The sequence below is a fragment of the Acinetobacter sp. GW821-FHT01E09 genome (assembly GCF_059422385.1).
The window spans coordinates 2,486,535-2,512,114 of record NZ_JBWKWU010000001.1 but is presented as its reverse complement, the minus strand read 5'-3'; the positions used below and the strand labels follow the sequence as shown (position 1 = coordinate 2,512,114).

Sequence of the window (25,580 nt, the reverse complement as noted above, 5' to 3'; positions counted from 1 at the left end):
TGGAAAACTTTCTTTAAACTGGATTAAATCATTGGCTTATGATTTATTCACTGCCTAAAGTCATCAAACTTGCATTTCCGCCCGCAGCAGCAGTATTGATACTGATCGCACGTTCAATAAGTAATGGTGCAAGTGGAATAATTGTATTGGCATCCGCTAAATGAGTAATACCAACAATTGCACCTTCACGTTGCGCAATCACAGTCTGTAATTCTTTTAGACCAGCACCTTGATGTAAAACGGCATCAAATTCTCCAACAGCCACATCATTGATCATCGAAAATTTCTGTTGCAACGCTTTTGGCATACTTTGAATCATTTTTAAAGCAATCGCATCGTCACTTAAAATACACACTTGCGCATTGAGAGACAAAATTGCATTAAATTGATTCAGTAAAGCCTGTTCTTGCGCTGCGATTGCCAATATCCGATGACGTGATACAACATGGTATTGATTCAATTCACCTGTAGGACCCGGAAGTTCATATAAAGCAATCGGTGATTGATACTGATGCATAGCCCATTGCGAATAATGCTGTTTTGCCCAAGTCTGAAATTCTGTTTGAATTTCAGATGGCTTTAAATTGAGCTGTTCAGAGATATTTTTTACAGTACCAAAAGGGCGATTGGGTAGCGCTGTATGCTGCATCAATTTATATAAATAAATCGGACCGCCAGCTTTAGGGCCTGTTCCTGATAAACCTTCACCACCAAAAGGTTGCACGCCGACAACAGCACCTACAATATTACGATTAATATATAAGTTGCCCACTTCTGCATGTTCAATGGTGGTTTGAATGGTTTCATCGATACGCGTATGTAAACCCATGGTTAGGCCATATCCTTTTGCATTGATATGTTCTAACAATTGCTTTAATTCACCATATTTATAGGTAATGACATGCAATACAGGTCCAAAAACTTCACGTTTTAAATCATTCAGATTTGGAAGTTCAATCACCGTCGGAACAATAAATGTGCCTGCATTTAGATCAGATGTTGGCGTTTCATAAGCAAGTTGATGTATTGCATAGCCTTTGCTACGCATCATTTCGATATGTTTTTCAATATTCTGTTGTGCTTCAGAATCAATCACTGGACCTATATCTGTTTTAAGCAAAATAGGTTGTCCAATATTGAGCTGTTGCATGGCACCTTTAAGCATCTTAATCAAGGTTGCTGCATTGTCTTCTTGAACGCACAATACTCGGAGGGCAGAACAACGTTGACCAGCACTATCAAATGCTGAGTTTACTGCATCAATCACAACTTGTTCTGTCAGTGCAGAAGAATCTACGATCATCGCATTTTGACCACCTGTTTCAGCAATCAGCGGAATCGGTTGACCTGTTGGACTCAGACGTTGTGCCACGGTTTTTTGTAAAATCTTAGCAACTTCAGTGGAACCTGTGAACATAATGCCTTGAATACGCTCGTCTTGGCTAAGTTTTGCCCCAACTGTTTCACCACGACCAGGAAGTAATTGTACAACTGATTTTGGAACTCCTGCTTCCCATAAGATTTGAATTGCTTGTGCTGCAATTAATGGGGTTTGTTCAGCAGGTTTAGCAATTACGGTATTTCCTGCAACAAGTGCTGCCGAAATTTGTCCAGTAAAAATTGCAAGCGGGAAGTTCCAAGGGCTGATACATAAAATTGTACCCAGTGGGCTGAGTGCACCATTTTCTTCAATGCTTTGCATTTGTGCTGCATAGTATCTAAGGAAATCAACGGCTTCACGTACTTCAGCAATACCATTGCTATAAGTTTTACCACTTTCACGGCACAGTAAAACCATCAGTTCCTGAATACGCGATTCCATAATCGCAGCAGCTTTGAGCAATAACTCTGCACGAAAATCTTGAGATGCATTTTTCCAATTTTCAAAAGCTTGATGAGCGTTATCTAAGGCCAAATCGACTTGTGCTGTTTCTGCTTCGATCACATAACCAACTAGATCTGCATGATCAGCTGGATTACGGATTTCTTGCGAATTTATTTCAGCTAAGTCTTGTAAATCAAGCTGATCGACAAGGCTATAACTGTTCCACTGGTGTTTTAAATAGTGCTGAACAGTTTGATTTAAATCTTTTAATTTACTGTCATCGGCTAAGTCTAAACCTTGAGAGTTTTGGCGTATGCCTTGATATAAATCATGAGGAAGCGGAATAGCAGGGTGTTTTAGCCCGACTGCATGCTCTTTTTCTGCAGTATGTAAAATCTCTTGAACAGGATTTTCAATCAAGTCTTCAATTTTAATATTTTTATCAGCAATACGGTTAACAAATGAAGTATTTGCACCATTTTCCAATAAACGTCGGACCAAATAAGCCAATAAGGTTTCGTGATTACCGACAGGCGCATAAATACGACATGGAATCCCTAATTTCTGATCTGAAACTTTGCCTACTACTTGTTCATAAAGTGGTTCACCCATGCCATGTAAGCATTGGAACTCGTATTGACCAAGATAATATTTTTGTGGGTCTGCCAATTCATAAATTGTGGCAAGGGTTTGCGCATTATGGGTTGCAAATTGTGGATACACTTGATCAGGCGCAGCCAATAGTTTTTTTGCACAAGCAATATACGACAAATCTGTATGTACTTTACGGGTAAAGACTGGATAGTCCGACATACCATCGATTTGCGCTTTTTTGATTTCACTGTCCCAGTAAGCACCTTTGACCAGACGAATCATTAAACGTTTTTGACTACGTTTGGCCAGATCAATAATATAATCCACCACATAGAAACAACGCTTTTGATAGGCCTGAATCACAAAGCCAATACCTTTCCAGTTTGCCAGTTGTGGCTCAAAGCATAAACGCTCAAGTAATTCTAAAGACAGCTCTAAACGATCTGCTTCTTCAGCATCAATATTAAGACCAATGTCATAGGTCTTTGCTAAAAGTGCTAAATTTAAAATACGAGGATAAAGTTCATGATGCACACGCTCGGTTTGAGAACGTTGATAACGTGGATGTAAAGCCGAAAGTTTAATTGAAATTCCTGGACCGGTATAAACATCTTTACCTTCAGACGCTTTACCTATGGCATGAATCGCTTGTGTATAGTCTTCGAAATAGCGATCTGCATCGTGTTCAGTCAGTGCTGCCTCACCAAGCATGTCATAAGAATAACGGAAACCTTTATCTTCAAGGGTTTTGGCATTATCCAAAGCTTCTTCAATGGTTTCGCCAGTAACAAATTGCTCACCCATCATACGCATTGCTGCATCAACTGCTTTACGGATGATGCCTTTACCGGTACGTGCTAAAAGCGAAGTGAGAATCCCAGAAAGGCTGGTTTGTTTAGGTGTTTCCATCAGTTTGCCAGTCAGCATCAGACCCCATGCAGCAGCATTGACAAACATGAGATTACTTTGGCCTAAATGATCTTTCCAGTTACCTTGATTAATTTTATCGCGAATCAATAAGTCTCGAGTCGCACTATCAGGGATACGTAATAATGCTTCAGCCAAGCACATCAATGCGATGCCTTCTTGTGAAGACAATGAAAACTCTTGTAGTAGCCCTTGTACGATACCTGCTTTGCCTGACGAACTTTTACGGTCACGTAAGCTATGCGCTAAGTTAAATGCAATGTCATAGATTTTCTGATTCATTTCTTCAGAAATTTGACTGTGCTCAAGTAAGTTTTCAACACATTCCGATTCAGCACGACGCCACGCGTTATTGATTTCTTCTTCAAAATCAGTTTTGTCTTTAAATTCGGTAATGTAATCCAAACTTGGAGGTAGGTTTGCATTTAAAACTTGAGGTGAATCCATATTCATTGTCAACGTCCTGTGACTAGCAAATATTTTTGTTGAGCAGATGGGTTTATATAATTTATGATTACAGAATATTTGGTGAATAACTCACTATAATTTGAATAATATTTAGAGAATTATTCTATGGAAAGTGCTTATTTAAGCTTAGATCGTATAGATATTCGGATTTTGGACATTTTGCAAAAAGATGGAAAAATTTCCAATATTAAGCTGGCTGAAAAAGTTAATTTATCGCCCACAGCCGCACTTGCTCGGGTGCAGAAATTAACAGGTGAAGGATTTATTTTGGGCTATGAAGCAAAACTAAATCCGAAAATGTTAGGCGCTAATTTTGTGGTATTTGTTGAGATTCTTTTAGACAAAACCACACCCAATGCTTTAGATGCTTTTTCAGATGCCATCGTACAATATCCAGAAATCATGGCATGTCATATGATCAGTGGCGGTTTTGATTTTTTAGTGAAAATTCGATGTGCTGATATGGAGGAGTTTCGTCGTATTTCAGGGCAGGTACTGTGGCAATTGCCTGGGGTAAAGGAAACGCGTAGTTATCCAGTGATGGAAGTGATTAAAGACAGCTCACAATTACATTTAAATTTTAAAGCGAAAGTAAAGAAATAGAAAAGGGGCATGAATGCCCCCAACGCTAATGGTTTATTCAAACATGTGAATTTACATATTTTTCATTTCACGGTTATAAATTTGCTCAGCATTTTCAAAACGATCAATTACTTCTTTTTCAGGCGCTTTGTCCATTAAACTGACCACAATGATGCTGATGAAAGAAAGCACAAAGCCTGGCACGATTTCATATAAACCCGTATGTGCCATAGTATTTTTCCAAACAATTACCGTTACAGCACCGACAATAATACCGATCAATGCGCCATTTAAAGTCATACGTTTCCAGAACACAGACAATATAATAAGCGGACCAAATGCTGCACCAAAACCAGCCCATGCATAAGCCACTAGGCCAAGTACCTTGCTTTCTGGGTTAAATGCCAAAATGATCGCAAGTACCGAAATGGCTAAAACCATTAAACGACCCACCCAAACCAATTCATTTTGTGAGGCTTTTTTACGAAGAAAAGATTTATATAAATCTTCAGTTAAGGTACTTGAGCATACCAAAAGCTGACAACTTAAGGTACTCATGACAGCGGCTAAAATAGCGGCTAGGACAACACCAGCAACCCATGGGTTAAATAAGATTTTGGTTAACTCCATAAACACTGTTTCTGGATTTTTTGCCACAATTGCAGCTGATGGAATGTCAGGATTGGCTTGGAAATAAGCAATACCCACATAACCGACAGCAACAGCGCCCGCTAAACATAGAATCATCCACGCCATACCAATACGACGAGCATTAGGAATGGTTTTCACTGAATCTGCTGCCATAAAACGGACTAGAATATGCGGTTGTCCAAAATAGCCTAAGCCCCATGCCATTGATGAAATAATGGCGATAAAACTAACCCCTTGGAACATATTTGCTGCATGTGGACGTGCGGCTTCAATCAATTGATTGACATGTTGCAAATCACCGACTGCCAAGAAAGTCATAATTGGCGCCAACAGCAATGCAAAAATCATTAAGCCCGCTTGAAATGTATCTGTCCAACTGATCGCAAGGAAGCCACCGATACATACATAACTGATGGTTGCAATTGCGCTGACCCAAAGTGCAGTGGTGTAGTTCATTGAAAAAATACTTTCAAATAAACGCGCGCCTGCCACCATGCCTGAAGCACAGTAAATACCAAAGAAGATTAAAATGACCAGTGCAGAAATGATACGGATCACTTTCTTTTTATCACCAAAACGGCTAGTGAAATAATCTGGTAATGTTAATGCATTATTTTGTATTTCAGTATGCACACGTAAACGGCCTGCAACTAAATACCAGTTGAGCCAAGCACCAATAATGAGCCCGATTGCGATCCATGATTCAGATAATCCAGTCAGGTAAATTGCGCCGGGGAGACCCATGAGTAGCCAGCCACTCATATCCGATGCACCTGCTGAAAGTGCAGTGACAAAACTCCCTAAGCTTCGACCTCCCAAAATATAATCTGAGAAATCGGTGGTTTTTCTATAGGCATATAAGCCTATACAAACCATTGCAATGATATAAAAGATAAACGTGACAACTGTGGGGTTGAGTGAGTCCATATTTAATTCAGTCCTTGTGGAGTAAATCTCCAAGTTTTATTTTTTATCGCATAAGTTTCACGAGCGAATTCTTTCACACAACTAAAAAATATCGCTGTGATTTTTATAAGGTGATTGTGCAAGATTTATGTATCCGATTGTAACTTTAGATACAAATGCAAAAAATCAGCAATTTATATCCAAAAAAATTCTACTGGGAGTGTTTAGTGACTGCGGGATTATACTTTACGCAAAGTTACATTGTTAACGTTTAATTGATAATTCCATAAAATTGTTTATCGAAATGACATATTTTGCTAGTACAAAAGCAGATGAGAAGGAATATTATTATAACTGCACAACTATAGTGCATAAATATATAATGAGCAGATCACATGGAAACGGTTCAACCTGAAGTTACAAGAATAGAAAAAGATTTATTGGGAAGTAAAGAAGTTCCTATAAACAGTTATTATGGCATTCATACAATCCGAGCTTTAGAAAATTTTAATATTTCTAAACATAGCGTCGGTGAGCAAAGCTTTTTTATCCGCGCTTTGGCTCAGGTAAAAAAGGCCTCGGCACAAACCAATTTGCAATTTAATAAGATATCTGAAGAAATCAGTGTAGCGATTCAAAAAGCAAGTGATGAACTGATTGAAAATCCGCAAAATTGGAAAGATGCATTTCCATCAGATGTCTACCAAGGTGGTGCGGGGACATCAATTAATATGAACACCAATGAAGTCATTGCCAATATCGCATTAGAATCTTTAGGTTATGCGAAAGGACGTTATGACATCATCCATCCAAATGACCATGTTAATAAATCTCAATCGACCAATGATGTCTATCCCACTGCATTACGTTTAGCAACTTACTATTCATTGGATTTGTTATTTGAAAAAATCAATAATTTGATTAGTTCACTGACATTAAAATCTGCTGAGTTTCAGTATGTGCTAAAAATGGGACGGACCCAGTTACAAGATGCTGTCCCAATGACATTAGGACAAGAGTTTCATGCCTTTGCGACATTACTCAAAGAAGATGTTCGTCTAATTAAAAAGACCCGTGAACTTTTATTAGAAATTAACTTAGGCGCTACTGCGATTGGTACTGGGGTAAATACGCCACATGGTTATGTTGCGCAGGTCAATGAAAACTTAAAAGCCTTAACTGGTTTAAATATAATTGGTGCAGAAGATTATGTTGAAGCGACCAGTGACTGTGGCGTATTTATTATTCTTTCAAGCACCTTGAAACGTTTGGCTGTAAAACTCTCTAAAATCTGTAATGACTTACGTCTATTAAGTTCTGGCCCAAGAACAGGTTTATGGGAAATTCGCTTACCTGAATTACAAGCTGGTTCATCGATCATGCCAGCGAAAGTCAATCCTGTAATTCCCGAGGTCGTCAATCAAATTGCATTTAAAGTGATTGGCAATGATTTAACCATTACTTTTGCAGCAGAAGCAGGGCAATTACAGTTAAATGTGATGGAGCCTGTGATTGCGCTTACTATGAATGAATCAATTGAATTACTGATCAATGCGATTCAAACCTTGGATGAGAAGTGTATTCAAGGTGTGGTTGCCAATGAAAAAACCTGTTTTGATGCAGTGATGCGTAGTGTGGGAATTATTACCTTACTTGATCCAATTTTAGGTCATGCAAAGTGTGATGAAATTGGGAAGCAATGTATTGCTGAAAATAAAACCATTCAAGAGGTTGTACTTGAACAAGGTTTATTGAGCCAAGAACGTCTAGATGAAATTTTCTCTTTTGAAAATATGATTTCAGAAATTGCAGTACAACCCTATGAAGAAATTGGTAAAGCGGGCTAATTGTTTACATCAGACCTATTAATTCATGCATAAAAAAATTTGATAAATACAGCATTTCGATGCTGTATTTTTATGCATGGTAAAAAAAGTAAAGTTTCTTTATAATTCAACAAAATTTAAAATCACCAACAAAAGTCAATAATCTATGAATAATAAACATTTAATTCTCGCCTTAAGTTTGGTCCTTCTTTCTGGATGTGCGAAAAAGTCAGAAGAGGCTGCTGAAAGTTCTGCGTCTGCTCAAGATGCACAAGTCGTTGCTCCGGATGCTGCACAAGCGGCTGATGCAGCAGAAAAAAGTGCTGAGCAAGCTGCTGAAAATTCTGTTGATACCACACCTGTGACTGAACAAAAGCCTGAAACTATTTTAAGTACCGATGTCAGTCAAGCAGAAAAAGCACGTCGTATGGTGCGTGAAGCTCAGGTTAATTTCACAGCCAAAGATGTGGTGAAGACTGCTTTAGAAATTGATAAGCTTACTTTTCAAGCGGGTGGCTTTATCGAACAGAAAAATATCAGTTTTGATGTACTCGATGTAAAAACACAAAAAATTGCGGATGGTAAAATCCGAGTTTTTGAAAAAGTTGATCCGCATGCAGAGATCATTGTCAGAGTACCAAGTGATAAAGCTGCGGTATATGTCAATCAGTTATTGCCATTGATGTATTTTTTAAATCAACAACAATATTCTGCAAAGCGTTTTGAGTTAAAGCTTTTAGAAGAAAAAATTGGACAAACTCAAACTGTACCAAGTGATACCAAACAATCACAGCTGAATGAAATTTCCCGTTTAACTCAACTTGAAGTTCAAGATCGGGTACGTTTTAGCACGATTAGTCTTACCATTAAGCAACCTGCGATGGTGAGAGAAAGTCTGGATGTTGATGTTGCTGCTGTGGCACGCTTAAACGGTGATAGTTTTTGGAAGCGTGCTTGGGAAGGTATTCAATATGGCTGGCAATTTATTTTGGATTTATTGGTTATTTTAGTCACCATTTGGCCACTTTATTTACTGGTATTTCTTGGCTTGATTATCTATCGAGTGGTTAAGCCTGTAATGAACAAATTATTTAATGATTCATTATCGACTAAAGCACCTAAAGATGTAAAAAAAGATCAGATTGATTCAACAGATGACAATGAATGATTTTGCTTAGTGCTATGCTGTAATTTTTAAAACCAGTGCAATTGCACTGGTTTTTTAATGTGTTGTCAGTTTTTCTAAAAGCTGTTGCATCCCTTCAGTCGCATTCATTTTTAAACATTGGTATTGCTGGGGAACACGCTCATAACTGGCTTGCGGGTCAATATAATAGGCATCACAGTGTTCTGGAATCTCGTGAATCAAACCTGCCACAGGGTAGACGGTCAATGTGGAGCCAATAACAATAAAAATATCAGCATCGCGGATCGTCTGTACGGCTTCATCATAAGCAGGAACAGCTTCACCAAACCAAACCACATGAGGTCGAAGTGGATACCCTTCAGGACATTTATGTTGTTCTAGGTCCAATTGCCAACCATCTATAGAATAAAACTCAGTCGTGTACTGCGCATTGGGTTTAGAACTTTTAGCAAGTCGGATATTGCCATGTAAATGAATAACCTGTTGGCTTCCTGCACGTTCATGTAGATCATCAATATTTTGAGTAATTACAATGACATCAAAATGTTGTTCGAGTTGAGCAATGATATCGTGTGCTTGATTGGGGTGGGCTTTGAGAATATGTTGACGTCGTTCATTATAAAAACGTTGCACCAAGGCAGGGTTACGCCGCCAAGCTTCAGGTGTAGCTACCTCTTGAATATCATAATTCTCCCATAAGCCACTACTATCTCGGAAAGTGCTGATTCCACTTTCTGCACTCATTCCTGCACCTGAGAAAACTACAATTTTTTTCATAGCATAAAAAATTAAAATTTTTAAAATCCTAACATAAATATTGTGAAATATGAGTGAAACGTATTTTCTTGGAATTAATTTGTTATAAAATAACAGCAAGTCATACTTCGATCATTTCGAAATTTTTTATAAAAATCAAATGCACTAGAAATAAGTCAAAATGGAACAGCATGGAAACACGTGATATTGTCAATGCCCCTGAAGTGAAAAAAACAATTGTAGAGCGTAGTCAACGCCGTAAAGATGATCCAGAAATTACTCAGTGGTTTGAAAAAAAATTCTTTGAATATGTGATTAAACAATTCAATCCAGTTTTTCATGTAAATTCGGTCTCCGCTTGGAAAATTTGCCAACTTCCGCAGCCCATTCCTATATGGTTTTTGAACAAGCTTGAACAACAGCCAGAACATCAGATGTTGTATGTTGATCCTTTACATGAACAGATTTTGGAGCTGGAAAAACCCATTTTAGAGTTTTTTAATTCGCGTTTAAAAAGCAATTTAAAAGGCAAATTCATGAAAATGACCTATGAGCAAGTGTTAGACGCTTGGCATAAAGATCATGAAGCAATGAAAAAGCGCCTAGAAAAAGGGCAATGGGACAGCAGTGAACAGGCAATTGATGAAGTTTTAACTGTACATACAGGTAAGTTTATTGAAATTACGGCAACAGGAATGTTGTTGCGTAAGGAAATGGCATTTGAATCACGTTATATGCAGCACTGTTTAGGGCAGTTTAGCAACCTGATTGAATTGAAAGATGGCTATGGTGAATACTATGTAACGCAAAAAGAGCAGGGAATATTTCGTTATTTTAGCTTAAGGGATTCAAGCAATAAGCCACATGTTACCATCAGTTTAGAATGGGATGGTGAGGCGTGGTGTATTGAGCAGATTAAAGGTAAGCAGAATCAAGCACCAGTTAAAAAATATGCAGATGATGTCTTATTATTTTTAAATCATATTCAACCAAATAATAATCATAACCCAGATTGTTTAAGTATGGGGATCGTCTATCAACCTGAGATAAATGAGGGTTCAACAGATCATGTCAATCAAGCCTTGTATTTCTATTTTCATGAATTGGATGATCCTTGTAAAATTGAAACGCTGTTGATGAAAAATCAGCATCTATTGGCGCAATATGATCATCAAACCCATGTGATTCAGCATCTCTTACTGGGACTAAATCGTCCAGAACATATCAAGCACCCATCAGAAAAATATATAGAAGAGATCGTTGCTTATACAAATCAAAAGCAAACTGAGAAAAAATTTGATTTAAAGGTTGAGTTAAGTCAAGTAAAGTCAAAGAAATCGCTGTGGAGCGTGATCTTTAGGCCTTATTTCTGGTTGATTCAGACTTTATATGGTTTAAGCAAGATTCCATTGCTTGGCTGGATGATTAAAATTATCGTCTATATCATTGCTTTGCCTTGGATGTTGTTAAATTTAAAGCAGGACAATCGTAAGCAATGGATGCTTGCAACTGGTGATCTGATTTATTTTCGTAATCATATTCAATGGTATCAGGTGGATAGCTTAACCTTAGCGCATTTTGAACAGTATCCAGAAATATATAAAAATCATTTAAATCAATTGCTAAATATTAAACAGAAAAAAGCCGGCTCTAAAGAGAAACAGATTCGTTATTTTTTAAATCAATATTTTCAAATTGCTCAATTAGAAAATCTTTATTCAAGTAGTGAATTTGGTACTGCAAGTTATTTAAGAGATATTTTGGTGTTTAGCCATATTCAAAAAATATTTACTATACGGTTATTGGTGCAGTTCTATGAATTACAGGAATATGATGCATGGCAATACATTATTGCCTCATCGAATATTATTCAAGATTGTTGTTCTAGCTGGCAGGATATGGGCGAGAAATATGTCGCAGGGCGTGAGCTGTATTTGATGTTTAAACATTCAGATTTTGAAAATTATGATCGCTCTGCAAAGCAAGACTTACAGTTATATCAATCCATATATCCCAATAATTGGTCACGTTATTCATGGAATATTGATTTATTCTCAACCCATAATAAAAACAAAGTAGCTGAATGATGATTAAATCTGAATATACCCATGAAGTATTTCGTAAAGATATCCATTGCCCGCAAGGTTTATTGGAAAATAAAAACTATGCAGAATTGGAAAAATTTTTCAATGTGTTATGGCAAAGTCGAAGTCATAAATCGCAGCAGCTTTGGGAAAATGAATGGTTTGATCAGCCCAAACAAATGTTTAAGGACATATTCTTTAATCACGGCACAACAGCATTAAAACATATCAATGAATGGCATTTGGCTTTTCCAGAAAGCTTTTTCCCTTATATTGTTCGTGTGCGTTATTGGGCTTTTTGGGCAGCTGAATATCGTGGGCAAGAATGGTCTAGCAATGTTACTGATGAAATGTGGGATTGTGCAAGAGAGGCGCAAAAGCAGTTGTATGCTTCTGCAATGCAAGCTTTTGCATTCAGTACGGAGACATGGACAATTGCATTGCATTTATTAAATTCGACAGTTCACTTGGATGAACCTGAATGGTTTGCTGAGTGGATGCTTAAGCGTCGATATCCTTCAAATTTAGTCCATAAAATAAAGCCCTTAGCCCAAGCAATGGCGCAAAAAAGTGGCTTAAATCAAGATTTAAAAATTGATTTGCCCCAAGACGTACCTCAGCTTTTACAAAAATATCTAAATTTGAAAGAAGAAATTGATTTACCACAAGCTGATGCCGCTTTTTGGTTAAAAATATTTATAGAAGAATCAGGTTTTGGCTTGCTTGCAGTAAGAGATTATTGTTGGTATCTCTTGCCAAGATGGGGACACGATCATCAGGCCATTATTGATTTTGCTCAGTCGGATTGGTGTCAACATTTTAGTGAAATCGAAAAAAGTGAATTAAATTATATCGTGTGGTTTGATACGCTTGATACAAGTTTTGATAAAGATCAAATGCTTGAAATAAAAAAATATATTCAAAAAGCCCAAGCAATCTTAAAACGCCCCTTAACGGAACGTAATCGAGCAGTCATCTATTTAAAATTGGCATATTTCTATTATCTGTTAGATGAAAATGATCCAAGAATTTTATCTTGTTTTCAAAATGCTGCAGATTACCCAGTATTCGATGAGTATGATCTTGATCGAGCAGTTTATTTTTGGCGACATAATGCTCAAGATTCAGACTTTCTAGGCCGAATTGCGTTGTCCAATCGGAAGCATCTTGCCAGTGCTGCTGTTCTTTATGGTTTTCTATGTCAACATGGTTGGTCAAGTGTTGAAAAAAATCCCTTGGTTGCTCAATCTTGGTATGAACAGGCAAAATTATTGGAAGCACCAAAAGCTTATCCTGAAGGGCGCTACTGTTGTTTTTACCGTGTCGCAAACAATTTTGATGATGATCTCGGCTATATTTTTATCATTGATTTATTACATCAAGGTGCAGATTTAGGTTTTGTATATTGTTGTTTTAATGCAGGTTATATTCACGCTTTGGCTGAGCATGCCTTATATGATGTAAATCAAGAACTGTATTATGCAAAAAAAGCAGCAGACCAAGGTCATTATATTGCTATGTATAATATGGGCATACACTATCTAAATTTAAGTATGGATGAAAACCAATCTCAACCTAAAGAATATTTAAAAAAGAGCTTAGGGTATTTTGAACAGAGTCGATTAGGCTTAGAAAAGTCGCAACAAGATCATCGTTATATTAATTCTGATTTACTGAATGATCTGATTGATATTTATGTAACGCGCTTGTTTAATTTTAGCTATTACCCTGAAATTGCAAAGCAAATGATTGCAGTTTTAAAAACAAAAGCGCATAAACGCCACATTGCTGCAATGTGCGCGATAGCAAGACTGCATTTTGATCTTAAAAATCGCCCACATTATTATGACTATGCTGAAGCAGTTAAATGGTGTCAGGCGGCTTATTTACAAGATCCAGAGCATGACCTTGTCAAAGAGGTTTTATATGAAATCATGGGAAATACCAAGCGCAGTATCAAAAAGTATAACCAAACAATTGCCAATATTACTGCTTCAGACATACCTGGACGCCAAGATGTTTTAATTTAGTCGATTTCTATTGATTTATTATTAACACATAAAGTCTAAGGATTTGATCCCTCTAAATTTAGAGTATCAAAATAAGGGCATAAAGTGCATGACATTTAGAAGGGTGAGTGGATTCTAATGTCATGATTTATTTTTAAATTATTCGATAAATTTGATTTGTTTAATGAAATAAAAAGATTCATCTGCACTAGGACCAGCAACTCGATCTGCATTTTTTTCAAATTGAATATCTGCTTGGACCTTTTTTTCAATATATTGCTTTTTTAAAATTTGACCGCCTGTTTCTTCATCATGGTCAAACCATGGCCCGCACTTTTGATTGCAATATGCGTAAATGGTTTTGCCTTGGGTATTTTTTAACAGCAAGCCGTTGTCATCAACACCACCACCATTGGCCAGTATATAGTTTTGTGTTTTAGCATTGGCAAAATGACTGATTGAAATACAGGTAAGAACAAACAATATTTTTTTCATCTTTTCCTCAAGATTTAATAAGACTTTATTGTATATACGCGGTTATTTTACAACAAATGGCATGTATTAAAAGAAAAGGTCTGTAAAAACAGACCTTAAAATACTGAGCTTAATGATCATGATGTAAATATTTCGGCTGTTTAGGGAGTTGCATGCTACAGAAAAGACAAATAATCAGCATGACAATCACGTAAACAAAGAAGCTATTCTCATGACCAAGATCTTTTAACTTTAGTGCAACAGCCGGAGCAGAACCACCAAAGATTGCATTACCGACTGCATAAGCAAAACCAACACCCAAGGCTCGAATATGTGGTGGGAACATTTCTGCTTTAACTAAACCACTAATCGAGGTGTAGAAACTGAGTAACATCATTAAGAAGATCAGTAATAATGTCACGATAAAAGCTGAACCACTAAAGTACGGCATTGCAATGACCATGACAGGATAGATAAAAATGGCACAGCTGCTACTAAAGAGCATCATTGAAGCACGACGACCAATTCGATCTGCCAGCATCCCGAACAAAGGTTGCGCACACATAAATACAAATAGGGCAATGGTCATCATATAGCCGACCGTTTTGTCGGCGAAACCAAGACTGGTGATATAGGTTTTTGAATATACTGTGATGATATAAAAACACAATGAGCCCGCAGAGGTATAACCAACAACCAGTAGGAAAGTATTCCAGTTTTTGCTGAGTAATTCTTTTAAACTGCCTGAACCTTCTTTTGCACTATCATCTTCAGATAAGGTTTCTTTTAAATGTCGACGTGCAAAGAATGAAAGAATGGCAACGATACCACCGATAATAAATGGAATACGCCAGCCTCCGTCCATTAACTGTTCTTTGGACATCAGAGCCAACATAATCACACCTAAAAGGCTTGCTAAAAGTTGCCCACCCGACAGTGTCACGTACTGAAAAGAGGAATAAAAACCACGTTGACCTTTTAAAGCAACCTCACTCATATAGGTTGCAACAGTACCATACTCACCACCTACTGAAAGTCCTTGCAACAGTCGTACAGCCAATAATAGAAATGGTGCTGCCATACCGACTTGATCGTAAGTCGGGAGTGCTGCAAATAAAAATGAGCTGATTGCCATTAAGGTAATAGAAATGATCATGGATTTTTTACGTCCATAGGTATCGCCAATCCAGCCAAAGAGCCAACTGCCTATGGGCCGCATGAAAAAACTAGCAGCAAAGACACCCCACACATAAATTGCTTTTGTGGAATCATCCATATCTGGAGCGGTCAATGCGTGGGTGAAATAGGTTGCGAATGCTGCATAAATATAAAAATCAAACCATTCCACCAAGTTACCAGAAGCAGCCCCAACGATGGCCATGACACGATTACGTTTTTCATGTGGCTGATATATATGTGTTTCAGTCATAAAATATCCTTATTATGCTGCTGCGATTTTTATGTCTTGAAAATGTGAAAAATCAAATTTTTTGCATTTCAAACTGTTTGGATTTTGCATTTTGATTTTAAGATTAAACGATTATACAAATGCGAAATTGGTACAAAAAATACACAGCTTAATACAGCTATATCTATAAATTAATGCACGAATGTTCTTGTTTTAATTTGCGTAATATGAGAATTTATTGGTTAATTGCATATTGTGAAAATGAAAAAAATAATCAATTATCAAACTGGGTTTAGATAGATTTGCTGTATGGGCAAGTTGGAATAGTAATGGTGAATATTTGGAATACACTGTTCCAAAAGGTAAAAAATTATACGCTTGGGAAGGCCCAGCAAACAAATCTCAATCTCGTTATTTTGAACAAGGAGAAATTTTTCCAAAAATTGAAAATAGTGATTGGGGTGAAACGATTTGGTATTTAGAAATCACCAATAAACTACAGTGAAATATTTTAAGATTTAACCGCAAGAAATAGTGCTTTCATAAAGTGAAACTTGGCTATATTCCAGAATGTCTTATTACATAAAAACCCCATCGAACTGCATGGGATTTTATGCTGATTATTAAGTGAATATGCTGGTTTATTGACTTTGCGGTGAGTCATGTACTGGAGTTGGAATGGTAGCCTTTGATTGTTGTCGAGTTAAAATCAAGTGTGCGATCATGCCAATACAAATTCCCCAGAAAACCGAACTAAATCCTAAAAAATGCATACCTGATACAGTGGCAAGAAAAGTAATGATGGCAGCATCTCGTTGTGTTTCATCTTTCATTGCAATACCAAGATTGGTGGTAATTGCTCCGAGTAAGGCCAATCCAGCAAGTGCCGCAATCAACTCTTTGGGAAGTATGCTAAATAGCATCACCAAGCTGCCTGCAAATAATCCTCCTAGAATATAGAAGATGCCATTTGCAATACCTGCGATATAGCGTTTTTCTTTCAATTCATGTGAATCTTTACCCGTGCAAAGTGCAGCAGTAATCGCTGCTAACACAATCGTGATTCCACCGGTAAACGCTACAGCAATAGAGGTGATACTGGCTATGCTTAAAATCGGTTTAGCAGGTGTATCGTAATGATTCAGTTTGAGAATAGCCATACCCGGCAAGAACTGACCCGTTAAACTGACAATTGTAAGTGGAATTGCAAGATTCAATGTAGAAGACCAGGTCCATTCTGGACTGATCAGAACAGGAACTGCCAATGAAAAATCCATTGGTACTGGATTGATTTTTCCAAAGATAAAACTGAGCGCAATCCCTGAAAATAATACCCAAATTATGGCATAGCGAGGTGAAAAGCGTTTTGCCAGTAAAAAACAGATCAGCATACCAAAAACCACATAGGGCATTGTGTCGGTAGCTTTAAACAGACCTAAACCAAACTGGAACAGAATTCCGGCCATCATTCCTGCTGCCAGCCCTTGTGGTATCCATTTTAAAAGTTTGTCAAAAGAACCAGTAATCCCAATGATAAAAATAATGATTGCAGAAGTAATATAGGCTGCAACGACTTCATTGAGAGAAATATGCGGAAATAAAGCCACCAAGAGCGCCGTTCCCGGTGCTGACCATGCGGTAATAATCGGCGTTTTAAACTTAATGGATAAAATGATTCCAGTGATTGCTGCACCAATAGAGCTCCCCCAGATCCATGATGCCATCATGGTTGAGGAAACATTGGCTTGTTGAGCTGCCTGAAAAAAAATAATCATTGGTCCTGCATAAGAAATCAGTACAGCTAAAAATCCTGCAACTGTCGCTGATAAAGACCAATCTTGTTTTAACATTTTGAACAGGGATGCCATTGGGCAAAGCCTCCATGCATTGAATTTCAATGATCCTGCTACATAAAAAAGAGACCAGTTTTAACCCTGATCACCACCACCTACAGGGACAATAGTACCTGTCATATAAGAGGATTCATCAGACGCAAGAAATAATATTGCATTGACCTGTTCCTGAATCGAACCATAACGGCCCATAAAAGTACGATCAATGGTTTGATCTACCACATCTTGCATCCATTGTTTTTCATTTTCGGTCAATGCTGTAGTATTGCGCGGGACTTTACGTGGAGGTGCTTCTGTACCACCAGTCGCAACAGCATTAACCCGGATACCATCTTTGGCATGTTCAAATGCAAGTGCTGTGGTTAGACCATTTACACCACCTTTTGAGGCTGAATAGGGCACTCGATGAATCCCACATGTTGCAATAGAGGATACATTAACAATGGTACCTTTTTGATTTTTGATCATTTCGGGCAGGACTGCTCGACAACACCATAAGGTTGGAAATAGTGAGCGATGCACTTCTTTGATAATTTCTTCTTCAGAAAACGTTTGAAACGGTTTCATCCAAATTGCACCACCGACATTGTTAATCAAAATATCAATACGCTTATAGCGTTCAATAGCTTTAGCAACGACAGCTTGGGCACCCGCTAAAGTTTCCAGATCTGCATTGACGGTGATTGCATCACCGCCAGTTTTGTTAATTTCAACAAGCACGTCTTCGACATATTCTGAACGGTCGGCCATAACCACATGCGCACCTTCTGCTGCCACTTGTAGGGCGACACCGCGACCAATACCTTGTGCTGCGCCGGTAACAATGACAACTTTATTTTTAAATCTTTGGCGATCTGACATTCTTCTCAGCTCCTGAACAGTACAGTACGATTTTAGTTTGCAGAGAATTTCTCAAATAAGAAGTTTGCAGGTTTAATCCCTTCAGTATCCAACCAGCCTCGAACAGCTTCAACCATAGGAACAGGACCACATAAATAAACATCGACGTCACCGCCATTTAACCAGTCATTGTCAATATGACCTGTCACATAGCCTTTGCGTTCATGTGTTGATTCAGCATGTGCAACGACTGTACGGTATTCAAACCATGGCAGTTTATTTTGCAGTTCATTGAGCTTTTCAAGTGCCACAAGGTCAAAGTCATTGGTTACTCCAAATACTAAGCGTACAGGGTGTTGTGAGCCTTTGTCTTCAAGCACTTGTAACATCGACATAAATGGTGCAATACCTGTACCGCCTGCCAACATAACAACAGGGCGAACCACATTACGAAGGTAAAAACTTCCAAATGGACCAGTAAAGGTCATTTTGTCGCCCGCTTTGGCATTTGCACTTAAAAAGTCACTCATCTTTCCATTTGGAACATTACGTACCACAAAGCCTGTTAAGCGATTTCCAGGTTTTGAACTGAATGAATAAGAACGCGTTTCAGTGGTTTGTGGAATTGCCACATTGGCATACTGACCTGCAAGAAAATGAATATCGGGTTGGCCTTCATCTAATTGAATATCAAAAGTGATGGTGGAATCAGAGAGCTTTTCCACACGAGATAATGTACCTTGAAATGCATGAATTTCGGTTTTGCATACTTCAGATGAAGCTTGAATCTGAAATACGGCATCAGAAGTAGGTCTACATTGGCAGGCCAAGATATAGCCTTGTTCAGCTTCTTCTGGTGTTAAAGCATCCTCAATATAACTTTCTTCAGGCATGTCAAACGAACCAGATTCACAAAAAGCACGACATGTACCGCAAGCACCATCACGGCAATCTAAAGGAATATTGATTTTCTGGCGATATGCTGCATCAGATAAAGTTTCACCTTGTGTAACTGAGATAAAACGCGTTACGCCATCTTCAAATTGAAGAGCAACATTGTGGTTTGACATGGCTGAAAATCCTATAAAAATCTTTAAAACTTTTGAGTGCTTTAGCCAACTTTCCATTTGGCTAAAGCAAACACCTCATATTTTTTACACAATTCGAGATAAAAAATTAGAGGTGGTAAATATCGATGACTTGGTTGATGTAGTCATTTTTTAACACCACATATTTATTCAGAATTTGTGGTTGTGTAGCTGAAAAGTCGATGACATAACGAGACATACCAAAATAGCTATAACTGTTTTTGTAACGAAAGCTCAGGGTATTCCAGTTAAAGCGGACTGTGACTTTGTCACCATCTCTTTCGATAATTTCAATATTGCTAATATTGTGGCAAGTGCGTGTATCAGGCATGGTTGCTGAAGAACGTTCAGTTTTAATCCGAAAAACACGGTCTTCCAAACCTTGACGGTCAGGGTAATAAATCAAGGAAATTTCAGACTGAGGATCTTCGGTTAAACGATCGTCATCATCCCAAGCAGGCATCCAAAAACATGCCGAGGGTGAGTAGCAGGCGAGCCATTGATCCCATTGTTCATCATCTAAAAAGCGTGCTTCGCGATAGAGAAATTGTGCAATATTTTCTAAAGAAACTTGATCGATGTTTGCAGTTGCATTCATGCTGTTGCTCCTTGCTGAGGTGTTTCTTGTTGAGCAAGATTTTTTTCAGATTGAATGGCATGTTTCATCATTTCTAACCAGTATTGATGTTGGGCAAGATATAAGCCTTCATCTTCTGTTTTAATACCACTCAGTTTAGGTTTTAAGCCAATTTCATTGGCCGCATCATCAGGTCCTTGAATCCAGTGTTTTGAACCACGGCACATGTCATTCCATTCAAGCTCAATACCAGCATAACCGGCTTGACAGGCGCGGAATTCTTCAAGGTCATCAGGAGTTGCCATGCCGGAAGCATTAAAGAAATCTTCGTATTGGCGAATACGTCGTGCACGTGCTTCAGGGCTTTCACCTACAGGTGCAATACAGTAAATCGTCACTTCAGTTTTATTAACTGAAATTGGACGTAATACACGAATCTGCGAACCAAATTGATCCATGAAATAGACATTTGGGTAAAGGCATAAGTTACGTGAACGTTCGATCATCCATTTCGACATTGGCGCACCGAATTTTTCAGTATACTCATCAGCTTTTGGATAATTAGGACGATCTTCAGGGTTTGCCCATTGAGTCCATAACAGCATATGTCCATGCTCAAAACCGTATGAACCGCCGCCTTGTTTGCCCCAAGCACCTGCACTCATTGCACGGACATTGTCATTTTCTTGCTGTTTTTCTTTACGTTGCTGTGTGGTCGCAGCATAGTTCCAATGTACAGCCGAAACGTGATAACCATCTGCACCATTTTCAGCAGTCAGCTTCCAGTTGCCTTCATAGGTATAGGTTGAAGCACCACGTAAAACTTCTAAGCCTTGCTCAGATTGATCAACAATCATGTCAATGATCTTGGTTGTTTCACCTAAAAACTCTTCTAAACTTGGTACATCTGGATTTAAACTGCCAAATAAGAAACCTTTATAGCTTTCAAAACGTGCTACTTTTTTCAGGTCATGTGAACCTTCTTTATTGAAGCAGTCTGAATAACCAGCATCGCTTGGATCTTTAACTTTGAGTAGTTTCCCAGAGTTATTAAATGTCCATCCATGGAATGGGCATGTATAAGTCGCTTTATTACCACGCTTATGCCGACAAAGCTGTGCACCACGATGTGAACACGCGTTGATCATGGCATTTAATTCACCATTGCGATTACGCGCAATCATAATGGGCTGACGCCCCATAGTGGTGGTGTAATAATCGTTGTTATTTGGAATTTGGCTTTCATGTGCCAAGTAAACCCAGTTGCCTTCAAAGATGTATTTCATTTCTAGGTCAAAAAGGGCTTGATCTGTGAAAACAGAACGATGAAGTTTAAATTCACCCGTTTCAAAATTATCGACTAAGAGTTCGTCAATTCGATCAAGATGGCTGGTGTTTATAACAGGAATACGTGGCATATGGGTTCTCCGACTTTCCAAATGAGAGGAAGTCCCCGAAGTGCTGCAATAGTGCAAACATTTCGGTTCCGTGCGTGTGGGTTTAAGCGCTTGCGCGACGACGATCTACTTCTGTAGATGGTGCTTTAGATTGTTCTTTTACCAGTGCTACATTGAATGAAATGCGTTTAAATGGTTTGTTGAGACCACGACGAGCAATTTCAGCTTCATCACTGATATCAATAGCTGTTGCCACTAAGCCATCACGTGTTGCAAAAGCAAAATCATCCCAAAGGTATTGATCACCTTCGATGTTGAATTGTGTGGTTAATTTGCGATAGCCGGGTGCAGATACGAAATAATGCACATGAGATGGGCGGTTACCATGGCGGCCTAATTTGTTCAGTACAAACTGAGTCGTCCCTTGTGGTGGACAGCCATAGCCAACGGGCATAGTTGTTTGTGCAACATACTGACCATTGCTATCAGTCAATATGCTACGGCGTAGATTAAAATCTGACTGTGATTTATCAAAGAAAGAGTAATTACCTAAACTGTTGGCATGCCAAATTTCAACTTTAGCATTTGGGATAAGATTGCCATCTGTGTCTGTTACTGTACCTTCAATAAATAGGGTGTCGATTTTATCGCTCTCTGAACCATCGTCCATGCGAGAAAAGCCGACGGACTCAGGCGCACCAGCGACATATAATGGACCTTCAATGGTACGTGGTGTGCCACCTGTGATACCTGCTTTAGCATCTGCTTCATCAGCACGTAAATCCAAATAATGTTCCAAACCTAAACCCGCTGCTAAAAGACCAAGTTCATTGGCTTGACCTGCATCGGTAAAATATTCTAGGCCTTTCCATAATTCACTTTGTGAAATGTCTAAATCTTCAATGGCTTGAAACAAGTCAGCTAATAAACGGACCACTACTTGTTGTACACGTGTATCGACTGCACCTGTTGCAGTGTCCACATTCATTTGTTTGACCAAAGTATCGATTTCTTGACGGTTCATACTAGATCTCCTGCAGTATGCGTGGTTTGGCATTGCATACGAAAAAAATCGTTTGAAACTTTGCTGCCCACTTTCCATGTTTTTCATATGCGAGATTTAAAGATTGGACTGATCAAAGTGATTCATTGGGCTAACAGAATGAGATTCTTTGGCTGGCTGTGAATATCAAAAGTTTTACAGTCTTGCTTTACATCTTGCTTTTGATATACCTTAAAAGAATGAATGATCGCTGTCTAAGATCAAATTTGCATTTTTTTATATCTTAAAGGTATGGAGTTTGAGATGGAACTCAGGCATTTGCGCTATTTTGTTGCTGTTGTAGAAGAACAAAGTTTTACCAAAGCAGCAGAAAAGCTTTATATTGCTCAGCCTCCACTGAGCAGACAGATTCAAAACCTTGAAGGTGAATTGGGTATCGCGCTTTTTGAACGTGGAAGCCGTCCGTTAAAAACCACAGAAGCGGGACAATTTTTTTATCAACACGCTGTTAAACTTTTGTCTAATGCCGAAGAAGTAAAGTCTATGACCAAGCGAATTGGCTTGATCGAAAAAACCGTAACCATGGGGTTTGTGGGGTCTTTATTGTATGGTTTATTACCCAAAATCGTTTATATGTTCCGCCAACAGCAGCCACATTTAAAAATTGAGCTGATTGAAATGAGCACCAAAGATCAAATTCAGGCGCTTAAAGAGGGGCGTATTGATGTTGGATTTGGACGTTTAAGAATTTCTGATCCTGCCATTAGGCGAGTTTTGTTACGAGAGGAGCCGTTAATGTTGGCTGTCCATATCAGTCATCATCTCGCTACAGATTCTAAAGGCACTTATTTTGCCGATATTGAAGATGAGAACTTATTCCTTTACCCAAGTCACCCTAAGCCTAATTTTTCCACTCAAGTACGTCATCTGTTTTCCGAGCATGGCCTAGATCCTAAAAATCTAAAAGAAGTCCGAGAAATTCAACTGGCTTTGGGATTAGTTGCTGCTGGTGAAGGCGTTTGTATTGTGCCTGAGAGTGCAAAAACCATTCAATTGCCGAATTTAATCTATATCCCATTGTTAGATAGCTCTGCAAAAAGTCCAATTTTTATGGCAATACGTTGTATGGATGAAAGTGAAAATATTCGGTCTTTATTTGATTGTATTTATCAGGTTTATGATTTAGAAGGCTTTCAATATGATCGTGCGAGCTTTACGACGATATATTAGGCTTGTTTCCTAAGTTCTTTTTAAAATCATAAATCAACATAAAATCCCCCTCATCCTAGCCTTCTCCCCCCAAGGGAGAAGGGACTTTGAATACTAATTTTATTCACTTCATATGATCATTTTTTCGATTTATGAAAAATCCATTAAGTTCAATCATTAAATAAAAAGTTATTTATAGATGTTATTTTATGTGAAAAGTAACATATTGAAAAATCAGAAAAAGTCGATTGATTTGTTCTGATACTCTAAAAATATCGAGATAATTATTAAAATAAAAAATAAATCATTGAAAATATAAAGCCCGATTTCTTTATTAATTATTTTTAATCCCTTGTTTATTCAATAAAAAATATTAAACCGACTTTTAAGGTATGGATATATATTCAATCGGTTTTGGACAAAAAATAACAGCTGCCTCATTGTTTGAAAAAATTTCGTAGCGTTTCACCGCAGGAGGCAAAAGTGCAAACGAGCAAACTAAATATTAATCGCATCGTGGATGAAGCAAAATTCACCCCTTTTCATTGGGGCGTTCTATTGTGGTGTTTATTAATTATTATTTTTGATGGATATGATCTGGTTATTTATGGCGTAGCTTTACCTTTATTGATGCAAGAGTGGGGATTAACTGCTGTACAAGCAGGCTTGCTAGCCAGTACAGCACTTTTTGGCATGATGTTTGGTGCAATGAGTTTTGGAACACTGTCTGATAAGTTGGGCCGTAAAAAAACCATCATGATTTGTGTGGCTATTTTTAGTGGATTTACTTTTCTCGGTGCATTTGCATCAACACCCGTTGAATTTGGAATTCTCAGATTTTTAGCAGGACTTGGTATTGGTGGTGTGATGCCGAACGTGGTGGCTTTAATGACTGAGTATGCGCCTAAACGTATACGTAGCACACTGGTCGCTGTTATGTTTAGTGGCTATGCCATTGGTGGTATGAGCTCTGCCTTACTGGGTGCTTGGTTGGTGGTCGATTATGGTTGGAAAATCATGTTTTATATCGCCATTATCCCATTCTTGGCTTTACCCCTTATTTGGAAGTTTTTACCTGAATCATTGATGTTTCTAACTCACCAAGGCAAGACCGATCAAGTACGAGAAGTGGTACAGAAAATTGCACCACAGCAACAGATTCATGCATCGACTCAATTTGAATTAAATGAAGTCACTGCTGGTGATGAAGCACCGTTACGTGCATTGTTTCAGCAAGGTCGCCGATCAAGCACAGTAATGTTCTGGATTGCTTTCTTTATGTGTTTATTGATGGTTTATGCACTCGGAAGTTGGTTGCCTAAACTAATGATCCAAGCAGGCTATTCACTGGGTGCAAGTATGATCTTCTTATTTGCATTAAATATTGGTGGCATGGTTGGTGCAATTGGTGGTGGTGCTTTGGCGGATAAATTTCATATTAAACCCGTATTGACCATCATGTTTACGGTTGGTGCGATTGCGCTCATTTTCCTTGGTTTTAAAAGCCCACAATTCATTCTCTATACCTTAATTGCAATTGCTGGTGCAGCAACCATTGGTTCGCAAATTTTACTCTATACCTTTGTTGCACAATTTTATCCAGCAACAGTACGTTCTACAGGCATGGGGTGGGCATCAGGCATTGGACGAATTGGTGCCATTGTTGGGCCAGTATTAACGGGTGCATTGCTGACCCTAGAGTTACCTCACCAAATGAATTTCCTTGTGATTGCTGTTCCAGGATTTATTGCAGCACTGGCGATATTCTTTGTGAATTTAAATGCTTCAGTAGAAAAAACTCAAACGGCAGAAGCACCAACAACTCAACAAAATATTGTTGGAAATACAATTAACTAAGCTCGTAAACCAAACTCACACAAACTAACTTGGTATTTCAGCCCGAATCATGAGGATGACGGCTGCTCAATAAGTACGAAAATTAAACCGTAGAGAATA

The 25,580-nt window shown here is 38.3% G+C and carries 19 protein-coding genes; 8 read left to right on the top strand and 11 right to left on the bottom strand.

All coding sequences use genetic code 11. From position 1 onward, the window contains the following. Positions 1–43 precede the first annotated feature (43 nt). Entirely contained in the window at positions 44–3,799 is a 3,756-nt protein-coding gene (putA, locus tag AC07U8_RS11505) for a trifunctional transcriptional regulator/proline dehydrogenase/L-glutamate gamma-semialdehyde dehydrogenase (protein ID WP_151803082.1), read from the bottom strand. Between the two features lie 120 nt (positions 3,800–3,919). Here putA and AC07U8_RS11500 point away from each other — a divergent pair, with 120 nt between their 5' ends. Further along, a complete protein-coding gene (locus AC07U8_RS11500; protein ID WP_004821915.1) occupies positions 3,920–4,417 on the top strand; it encodes an Lrp/AsnC ligand binding domain-containing protein in 498 nt (165 codons plus the stop codon). Between the two features lie 51 nt (positions 4,418–4,468). Here AC07U8_RS11500 and putP read toward each other — a convergent pair whose 3' ends face one another. After that, positions 4,469–5,974 (bottom strand): sodium/proline symporter PutP, encoded by a 1,506-nt coding sequence (putP, locus tag AC07U8_RS11495; RefSeq protein ID WP_096734276.1) that lies wholly within the window; start codon positions 5,972–5,974, stop codon positions 4,469–4,471. A gap of 374 nt (positions 5,975–6,348) precedes the next feature. On the opposite strand from putP, the gene aspA reads away from it, so the two are divergent. Next, the gene (gene aspA, locus AC07U8_RS11490) at positions 6,349–7,800 is read left to right on the top strand and encodes an aspartate ammonia-lyase (protein WP_494737906.1); all 1,452 of its coding nucleotides are present in this window, start codon (positions 6,349–6,351) and stop codon (positions 7,798–7,800) included. A 145-nt stretch (positions 7,801–7,945) separates the two neighbouring features. Continuing rightward, complete coding sequence (locus tag AC07U8_RS11485) at positions 7,946–8,947, top strand: DUF4349 domain-containing protein (RefSeq protein ID WP_494737905.1); 1,002 nt, start codon at positions 7,946–7,948, stop codon at positions 8,945–8,947. A gap of 54 nt (positions 8,948–9,001) precedes the next feature. Here the strand turns inward: AC07U8_RS11485 and AC07U8_RS11480 are convergent, their stop codons facing one another. Continuing rightward, positions 9,002–9,703 carry an SIR2 family NAD-dependent protein deacylase gene (locus AC07U8_RS11480; protein WP_151803079.1) on the bottom strand — a complete coding sequence of 234 codons (702 nt, stop codon included), beginning with the start codon at positions 9,701–9,703 and terminating at the stop codon, positions 9,002–9,004. A 170-nt stretch (positions 9,704–9,873) separates the two neighbouring features. On the opposite strand from AC07U8_RS11480, the gene AC07U8_RS11475 reads away from it, so the two are divergent. Further along, positions 9,874–11,769: a DUF1266 domain-containing protein gene (locus tag AC07U8_RS11475; RefSeq protein WP_494737904.1), complete on the top strand. Its 1,896-nt coding sequence runs from the start codon at positions 9,874–9,876 to the stop codon at positions 11,767–11,769. After that, positions 11,766–13,796: a DUF4034 domain-containing protein gene (locus tag AC07U8_RS11470; RefSeq protein WP_494737903.1), complete on the top strand. Its 2,031-nt coding sequence runs from the start codon at positions 11,766–11,768 to the stop codon at positions 13,794–13,796. The genes AC07U8_RS11475 and AC07U8_RS11470 overlap by 4 nt, the downstream gene beginning before the upstream one ends. Positions 13,797–13,934: 138 nt before the next feature. Here the strand turns inward: AC07U8_RS11470 and AC07U8_RS11465 are convergent, their stop codons facing one another. Together AC07U8_RS11465 and AC07U8_RS11460 are read right to left on the bottom strand one after the other, a co-directional pair. Further along, complete coding sequence (locus AC07U8_RS11465; protein ID WP_494737902.1) at positions 13,935–14,270, bottom strand: hypothetical protein; 336 nt, start codon at positions 14,268–14,270, stop codon at positions 13,935–13,937. Between the two features lie 109 nt (positions 14,271–14,379). Continuing rightward, positions 14,380–15,678 carry an MFS transporter gene (locus AC07U8_RS11460; protein WP_494737901.1) on the bottom strand — a complete coding sequence of 433 codons (1,299 nt, stop codon included), beginning with the start codon at positions 15,676–15,678 and terminating at the stop codon, positions 14,380–14,382. Positions 15,679–15,997: 319 nt separating this feature from the next. Between AC07U8_RS11460 and AC07U8_RS11455 the strand changes: the two genes are divergently transcribed. Next, positions 15,998–16,162 carry a hypothetical protein gene (locus AC07U8_RS11455; protein WP_171497902.1) on the top strand — a complete coding sequence of 55 codons (165 nt, stop codon included), beginning with the start codon at positions 15,998–16,000 and terminating at the stop codon, positions 16,160–16,162. A gap of 136 nt (positions 16,163–16,298) precedes the next feature. Here AC07U8_RS11455 and benE read toward each other — a convergent pair whose 3' ends face one another. The 6 genes from benE to catA all read right to left on the bottom strand — a co-directional run bounded on the left by benE (position 16,299) and on the right by catA (position 22,436). Continuing rightward, complete coding sequence (benE, locus tag AC07U8_RS11450; RefSeq protein WP_209826055.1) at positions 16,299–17,525, bottom strand: benzoate/H(+) symporter BenE; 1,227 nt, start codon at positions 17,523–17,525, stop codon at positions 16,299–16,301. Positions 17,526–17,585: 60 nt separating this feature from the next. After that, positions 17,586–18,371: a benzoate diol dehydrogenase BenD gene (gene benD, locus AC07U8_RS11445; RefSeq protein ID WP_151803076.1), complete on the bottom strand. Its 786-nt coding sequence runs from the start codon at positions 18,369–18,371 to the stop codon at positions 17,586–17,588. A gap of 32 nt (positions 18,372–18,403) precedes the next feature. Next, positions 18,404–19,420, bottom strand: a complete 1,017-nt coding sequence (benC, locus tag AC07U8_RS11440) for a benzoate 1,2-dioxygenase electron transfer component BenC (RefSeq protein ID WP_494737900.1) — start codon at positions 19,418–19,420, stop codon at positions 18,404–18,406. Between the two features lie 106 nt (positions 19,421–19,526). Continuing rightward, positions 19,527–20,036, bottom strand: a complete 510-nt coding sequence (gene benB, locus AC07U8_RS11435; protein WP_004821879.1) for a benzoate 1,2-dioxygenase small subunit — start codon at positions 20,034–20,036, stop codon at positions 19,527–19,529. After that, positions 20,033–21,433 carry a benzoate 1,2-dioxygenase large subunit gene (gene benA, locus AC07U8_RS11430; protein WP_151803074.1) on the bottom strand — a complete coding sequence of 467 codons (1,401 nt, stop codon included), beginning with the start codon at positions 21,431–21,433 and terminating at the stop codon, positions 20,033–20,035. The genes benB and benA overlap by 4 nt, the downstream gene beginning before the upstream one ends. A gap of 82 nt (positions 21,434–21,515) precedes the next feature. After that, positions 21,516–22,436, bottom strand: a complete 921-nt coding sequence (gene catA / locus AC07U8_RS11425; RefSeq protein ID WP_004719897.1) for a catechol 1,2-dioxygenase — start codon at positions 22,434–22,436, stop codon at positions 21,516–21,518. Positions 22,437–22,718: 282 nt separating this feature from the next. On the opposite strand from catA, the gene AC07U8_RS11420 reads away from it, so the two are divergent. Next, on the top strand, positions 22,719–23,645 hold the full coding sequence (locus AC07U8_RS11420; protein ID WP_004821871.1) for a LysR family transcriptional regulator: 927 nt from the start codon (positions 22,719–22,721) through the stop codon (positions 23,643–23,645). 462 nt (positions 23,646–24,107) lie between these two features. Further along, the gene (locus AC07U8_RS11415; RefSeq protein ID WP_151803073.1) at positions 24,108–25,481 is read left to right on the top strand and encodes an MFS transporter; all 1,374 of its coding nucleotides are present in this window, start codon (positions 24,108–24,110) and stop codon (positions 25,479–25,481) included. Positions 25,482–25,580 lie beyond the last annotated feature (99 nt).